This is a genomic window from Exiguobacterium sp. s142 (genome assembly GCF_018618455.1).
GTDB classification, from domain to species: domain Bacteria; phylum Bacillota; class Bacilli; order Exiguobacteriales; family Exiguobacteriaceae; genus Exiguobacterium; species Exiguobacterium aurantiacum_A.
This window is the reverse complement of record NZ_JACSMB010000036.1, coordinates 1-6312: the sequence shown is the minus strand read 5'-3', so window position 1 is coordinate 6312 and position 6312 is coordinate 1. Positions and strand designations below refer to the sequence as shown.

General features: G+C 38.5%; 8 protein-coding genes. 6 read left to right on the top strand and 2 right to left on the bottom strand.

Going from position 1 to position 6312, the window contains the following annotated elements; genetic code table 11:
- The first annotated feature begins 132 nt into the window (after positions 1-132).
- The 5 genes from KNP77_RS15605 to KNP77_RS15585 all read left to right on the top strand — a co-directional run bounded on the left by KNP77_RS15605 (position 133) and on the right by KNP77_RS15585 (position 3829).
- Complete coding sequence (locus KNP77_RS15605) at positions 133-933, top strand: lipopolysaccharide biosynthesis protein (protein WP_214891718.1); 801 nt, start codon at positions 133-135, stop codon at positions 931-933.
- Positions 930-2054: a glycosyltransferase family 4 protein gene (locus KNP77_RS15600; RefSeq protein ID WP_214891716.1), complete on the top strand. Its 1125-nt coding sequence runs from the start codon at positions 930-932 to the stop codon at positions 2052-2054. Before KNP77_RS15605 ends, KNP77_RS15600 begins: the two co-directional genes overlap by 4 nt.
- Entirely contained in the window at positions 2038-2718 is a 681-nt protein-coding gene (locus KNP77_RS15595) for an acyltransferase family protein (RefSeq protein ID WP_214891714.1), read from the top strand. Before KNP77_RS15600 ends, KNP77_RS15595 begins: the two co-directional genes overlap by 17 nt.
- Complete coding sequence (locus KNP77_RS16185) at positions 2715-3146, top strand: hypothetical protein (protein WP_214891720.1); 432 nt, start codon at positions 2715-2717, stop codon at positions 3144-3146. The genes KNP77_RS15595 and KNP77_RS16185 overlap by 4 nt, the downstream gene beginning before the upstream one ends.
- Before the next feature lie 464 nt (positions 3147-3610).
- The gene (locus tag KNP77_RS15585) at positions 3611-3829 is read left to right on the top strand and encodes a transposase (protein ID WP_353048845.1); all 219 of its coding nucleotides are present in this window, start codon (positions 3611-3613) and stop codon (positions 3827-3829) included.
- A gap of 160 nt (positions 3830-3989) precedes the next feature.
- On the opposite strand, the gene KNP77_RS15580 is transcribed toward KNP77_RS15585, so the two are convergent.
- Together KNP77_RS15580 and KNP77_RS15575 are read right to left on the bottom strand one after the other, a co-directional pair.
- The gene (locus KNP77_RS15580; RefSeq protein ID WP_214891712.1) at positions 3990-4859 is read right to left on the bottom strand and encodes a tyrosine-type recombinase/integrase; all 870 of its coding nucleotides are present in this window, start codon (positions 4857-4859) and stop codon (positions 3990-3992) included.
- Positions 4860-4864: 5 nt separating this feature from the next.
- The gene (locus KNP77_RS15575; RefSeq protein ID WP_070328421.1) at positions 4865-5317 is read right to left on the bottom strand and encodes a sigma factor; all 453 of its coding nucleotides are present in this window, start codon (positions 5315-5317) and stop codon (positions 4865-4867) included.
- Positions 5318-5708: 391 nt separating this feature from the next.
- On the opposite strand from KNP77_RS15575, the gene KNP77_RS15570 reads away from it, so the two are divergent.
- Positions 5709-6312 (top strand): NAD-dependent epimerase/dehydratase family protein (locus KNP77_RS15570; RefSeq protein WP_214891710.1); only part of this gene is annotated, 604 nt, incomplete at its 3' end.

The window sequence follows — 6312 nt, the reverse complement described above, 5'->3', positions numbered from 1 at the left end:
TTGTGTCGTAACTTCATTCTACACGAGGCCATCGCTATGGGCTTTTTTGCGTTCACGTTCAGGTGTTGCACTTAATTTTATAATTCATCTAATATTAAAGCAGTAATGATGCACAAAATAGGTAGTGTAATAATGTTGGGGACGGATAGCATTATAATTTCAATGTCTTTAGGGGTATATTGGGTAGGTATTTATTCTAACTATCTTTTAGTGATTAATGCAATTACGTCAATTCTAAATCAAGTTTTTAATTCAATAATGGCAAGTGTGGGAAATGTGTTAATTGAAGACTCAAAAGATAAGTCATACAGAATTTTTAATTATATTTTTTTAGTTAATTTCTGGATTATTTCGATCTCCAGCTTAGGAATATGGTTTGTGATTAACCCATTTTTAGAGCTTTGGCTTGGTAAAGATTTTATACTGGATTTTACAATTGTGAGTATCATAGCTATTAATTTTTATGTTTTTAATATGAGAAATTGTTCTCTATTGTTTAAAAATGCTGCTGGTCTTTTTAGACCAGATCGATACAAACCATTGGTAGAGAGTTTTCTTAATCTCGTCCTCTCTATAATTTTAGTAAAAATATATGGTATTGGTGGAGTTGTTTTTGCAACTTTATTAAGTGTATTATTAACAAGTTTTTGGATTGAACCATGGATTGTATATAAGAATGTCTTTGAAAAACCAGTTCGAGAATATTTTAAATACTATATGAAGTATACTTTTATTTTCGTAGCCTCATTTTTATTCATTTTTTTATTACGGGAAAATGTACAATTCGAAAATGTATATATTAATATTATCTTATTGATTTTTTATTGTATTACGATACCTTCGATCTTAATAGTTCTTTGTTTGAGACATACGATACCTTTCAAAGATGTAATGAATATTATAATTAAAATTAAAAAAGGTGGAAAAAAATGAAAAAGATATATTTTCTGGTTAAAAATATATATAACATGGGTGGAGATACCCGAGCAGTGGTGCTTTTAGCAAATAAATTTGCTAGGCAAAAAGGTTATCAAGTAAATATATTGTCTTTATTTAAAACAGAAGAACATCCTTCATTTGAATTGGACAAAAAGATTTTTATTTATAATTTATTCAATGAACCATTTTCAATAAAAAAACACTATTTTTCAGTAATGATGAAATTCAAAAAATTCACTAATCATCACTCGATAGATTTGTTAATAGTTGAGGCAATGGGATTTAATTCATTCACAGTACCGGCTTTGATAGGGAATCCAAATATCAAAACTATTTCTGTTGAACATGCCAGTTACTTTGATGGCGGCAAACCGTTTGGATTAGCCTGGTGGGGTAGAAAGCTCTCGTGTTTATTTAATAACTGCACAGTTGTTTTAACACAGAAAGATAAAGAAGACTACGAAATGAATTACAAAAAAATTAACAGAATTGAGCAAATATATAATCCATTAGATAGCACGATAAAAAGATATGAATATAATGAGGATTCTCAAAAAATCATTACATGTGGGAGATTAGTTGAAGTAAAAGGGTACTTCAGTTTATTGGAAGTTGCAAAAATAATATTTAGTTATTATCCAACCTGGGAATGGCATATATACGGGAAAGGGGAATTAGAAAAAGATCTTAAAAATAGAATAATTGAACTCGATTTAGAGAATAATGTTAAAATAATGGGTGAAAAAACTAATATTTATGAAGTGTATAAAAATTACTCATTTTATGTGATGACATCGAAGTCTGAATCTTTTGGCATGGTCTTATTAGAAGCACTACAATCTGGAATTCCTGTTATTAGTTTTGATTGCCCTAATGGGCCTGGGGAAATTATTGAAGATAGTATTAATGGTTATTTAATAGAAAATTTTTCAATAGAAAAAATGGCGAAAAAAATTATGTTATTTCTTGAGAGTTCTGAGCTCAGAAAAAAGATGGCCCACAATACAGATCATAACCTTTGGAAATTTAAAGAAGAGAAGATATTTAAAGAATGGAAAGAATTAATTGATGAAGTTTTAAATGAAAAGAAGGACAATTATGGAAAAAAATATTAGATACCACTCATTAGATTCATTAAAATTAATCGCTATTTTTTGTATAGTTTGTATTCATACCAATCCATTTTCCGGGTATTATTTTGGCGGGGTTGATGGGACAGTAGTGGACAACTTTTTAATTGATAGTTTGTCTAGATTCGCAGTTCCATTCTTTTTCATGGCATCAGGATTTTTATTTATTATAAAATGTACTAATGAAGTATATTTTAAAAAATATGTAATTAATCTAATTAAATTATTTATTACATGGGCTCTAATTTATTTTTTGGCAGGTGGTTTAATAGTCTTAATTGAAAATTTAACGAATAGAAACGACTTATTGTACATATTAAATGAATATTTATTTAGTTCAATAAGTATTAGTTTACTTGTTTATGGCGAAGGTTTGTATTCAGCGTATCATCTTTGGTTTCTAGTATCGTTAATTTGGTCAATTATAGTTGTTTATTTCTTCTATAAGTACAAAAAAAATAAGTTATTACTATACTTATCTTTATTACTGAATTTTTTAGGATTGCTCGGACAGTCGTATAAAGGTTTCCTTGGAATTGAACTGGGTATTAATACTCGAGAAGTGTTATTTTTTGGGCTTTTTTATACTAACTTAGGAGCTTTTTTTGCTCTTAATCTCGAAAATATAGTGGGAAATTTAAAAAGATAGTCAATAAGAGGTTAGTTTTTTTCATCTTTATTTTCCTTATCCTTCAAATTTTTGAAAGGATTATAACTTATAATATTTTCGGGGGAAGTTTTGGTGAATATTTTATTTCTACTATTTTTCTAGCTTTTTTCATATTTTTATTAACCATACGTAATCCTTCGTTCGGCAAAAATACGTTCCTAACAAAATGGGGGAGAAATTCAGTAGGCATTTTTTTAATACATCCTCTTGTGATTTCACTTTATTACTTAATTGTTAATAATCTAGGGATTAACTTACAACAATATTTTATATTTCATTTGTTATTCACGCCATTAGTATTTTTACTTTCTTATTTTATATATTCATTTAAAAAGAATATAATCATTTCACCAAGAAAGTTGATTTTCCTAAATAAATCCATAGAAGAGAATGATAAAAATTACTAGCAACTGAACGCAATCGCTCGCACGATTGGTTTGAGCCGGAGGACCTTCAAAAAATATAGCGGTCCGGACTATCCCTCACCGACATCGACACGAAAACGTTCGCACTTGATTGACCGATATATGCAATCTTTGAGAGAATTCGTCCTGAATCATTATACAATCAAGGAGAAGGATGCCCATCTGAGGTGTCTCGGATACAAAGGTTCATATGGTGCGGTTCGCTATCAGTCAAGAGACATCCGGGAGGGATGCTTAAAGAGATTCCGATGTTTTCATTACGCAAGGACGCCTGGCGTTTGCTTTGGTAATGGTCGATGACAAGAGAGGATGACATCATCGATGTCTCGTATCTGTTGATCCATTATCCGGACCTGGCCATACCATTCTGTTTCATCCAAGGGTTTTGAGAATCCATCCGCTCGAGGGACACCGATTATCTCCTCGCTTTTCTTACGAATGGACAGGTGACGGCATGTCCTGGACTGAGACGTTTTTTGAATCGTATCAAGCGAAACATAGAGGTGATCACACCAGCTTGCCAGTTCGAAGAAAACAACGGCTATGTAGAAGGGAACGTCAATCGCCTGAAGATGTTGAAACGGCTTATGTACGGAAGGGGAAATTTTGATTTGCTCAGGATTCGAGTCCTATGTCGTAATCCCGAGGTGAGCTCCGCTCATTGATATTGTAAGAAAACGAGCTACCATCTTCAGAGGGTAGCTCGTCGTCGTTCACCAACATTGCGTAAGAACCACATTTGTATTACAAAATACAACTATATCAATGAATTATAAAAAAGCAGACAGCTCTTTATAAAAGCTATCTGCCAATTATTCGATTTACTTATTCATTCAACCCTTCAAGCGCTTTACGACTCTGTTCTTGTGACACATGCAAATAGCGTTCCGTCGTCTGGGTCGACTTATGACCTAATATGCTGCCGACAAGCAAAATATTTTGCGTTTGGTCGTACAACGTCGTCGCAAAGCTATGACGCAACATATGACTCGTTAAGTGGAGGCCGAGTTGGGCTTTCGCAATCTGTTTCAAATCCTCGTTCACAAAGTTCGCCTGAACGACGCGGCCGCTTGGCATGAGAAAGACATAGTTGGAGTCTCCGACGTTTGGTCGGTCCTTCTCGATGTACGTCTTCAGTTCTTGGGCGAGTCGAGGCGTCATCGGGATCAATCGCGTTTTGGCGCCTTTCCCTTTCCGGACAATCAGGAGGTTCTTCTCGAAGTCGAGATGGTTCAGCTCCAACTTTAAAATCTCACTGATCCGAAGACCGGCGTCACCCCCGACGAGATAAATCGTGTAGAGCGTCGTGTTGCGCGCGTGATACAGGACTGTGTTCAGCTGGTCGCGACTGAGGATGGTCGGTTGTTTTTGGACGCTCTCGCGCGTGACGATCCGGCTGAACGGGTTTTGTTTCACCCAGCGTCGTTCCATCGCGAACGTGAACAGGCTTCGCACCGCCATGATGTAGGACCGGACCGTATTGTCAGCTTTGTCGTTGATGGATTGTTTGTAAGGGACGGCATGTTTCTTCTCGGTGACGTCTTGGATATAGACGGCACCACGCTCTAGCGCGAACTGTTCAAAGCGTCGCAGCGTGTTGCGGTACGATTTCAATGTCGTCTCGGGTTTCTCACGTCGAGTCTCCAAGTCTTCCAAGTAAGTGGTGATTGCGTCATGTAACAACATTTTCTTCATCGTGTTCACTCCTTCATCTGGATTGCCTCTCGCAGTTCGCGTTGGACGTCCGCCTTATATGCCCGGAGCCGGCTCGGCGAGTAAGGCAACGTCTGTTCGGTCCCGTCGATCAAGTGGCAGAGGAGTTCGAAATGGCGTGGTGACAGCAACATCCGTTGTTCGTCGAGCCAGTCGTAGAAGTGACGCTCGGACTCGATACATTGTTCGGGCAGGCGTTCGGCCGCGACTTCATGCTTCAAGTGACGGGCATTCTTTTGTTGGTGGTTCAGGATCGCTCCCCGGATGCGCTGGAAACAGTACGTCTTCGATAACGTGCAGCCGCGGTTCAATGCCTCCCATAAAGCGATCCTTGCGATTTGGGCGCAGTCCTCCTGTTCATTCGGATGGATGTGTAAGTGGCGGATGACGTAACGAATCATCGGCTCCCACTCGTGAATTTGATCATCGATTGTGTTCATTGGTTTGCTCTTTCTCGAGCGCTCTGTCAATTTCCTAGGATGCTTCGAGTATAGTCATTGATATCCCCGATGCACCAACGGCCTTATCGCACGTAAGCCTAGGCCTTATATCAAATATCTCCCTAAGATAAGGTATGGAGTCGAAAGGCGACCGTGTAGCAACATCCGAAAATTGAATATCAATGAATATTCTCCGCTTGGTCAAAAATAGGTGATTCGATGAGGGGATGCCATCCGAATTAACCGTAAGTTGGCTTCGTTTGATCAAGCAATTTAGAAGTTGGACGCTCCGTAAATGAGCGTTCTTTTTTATGTGTATCCAGTGACAATTGCGGGAAGAATTATAGAGAAAGTGGAAGGGACGAGTGAAACATACATCGGAGGCGATACCGTGAAGCGAGTGTTGATTACCGGGGTAACGGGTTTTGTCGGAAATTCATGCAAGCGTTGGATCGAGAAGCATTACAAGGAGCAGATTCACGTCGATACGGTCGGGATGCGTGACGGCGCATGGAGACAACGTTCATTTGAAGGCTACGATGCAATTCTATACGTGGCCGGAATCGCCCATGTGTCGACGGACAAAAGTATGGAAGACCTCTACTACAAGGTGAACACGGAGCTGACCGCGGAAGTCGCAGCCAAAGCGAAACAGTCTGGCGTCAAGCAGTTCATCTTCCTCAGCAGCATGATCGTCTACGGGGACGCGACGAATGCGAAACTGATCACGCGCGACACCGTGCCGAACCCGACCAACTTTTACGGCGACAGCAAGCTCCAAGCCGAGAACAAGCTTGCGGAGTTGGCAGACGAGACGTTCGTCGTCGCGAACGTCCGGTCGCCGATGATTTACGGTAAGGGCTCGAAAGGCAATTACGTGAAATTGGCGGGCCTTGCTCAAAAAGTTGTAGACGTCAAGTTGATTTTGACACTTTTTGCTCGTTTGCCTTTTACACTTCTGCCGAAAACAATGATTTCCGGTTCCTCATCCGATG

Excerpts from the sequence above, each read along its gene's own strand:
- KNP77_RS15605 (WP_214891718.1), top strand. The coding sequence starts at position 133 with ATGTTGGGGACGGATAGCATTATAATTTCAATGTCTTTAGGGGTATAT.
- KNP77_RS15575 (WP_070328421.1), bottom strand. The coding sequence starts at position 5,317 with ATGAACACAATCGATGATCAAATTCACGAGTGGGAGCCGATGATTCGT.
- KNP77_RS15595 (WP_214891714.1), top strand. The coding sequence starts at position 2,038 with ATGGAAAAAAATATTAGATACCACTCATTAGATTCATTAAAATTAATC.
- KNP77_RS15600 (WP_214891716.1), top strand. The coding sequence starts at position 930 with ATGAAAAAGATATATTTTCTGGTTAAAAATATATATAACATGGGTGGA.
- KNP77_RS15580 (WP_214891712.1), bottom strand. The coding sequence starts at position 4,859 with ATGAAGAAAATGTTGTTACATGACGCAATCACCACTTACTTGGAAGAC.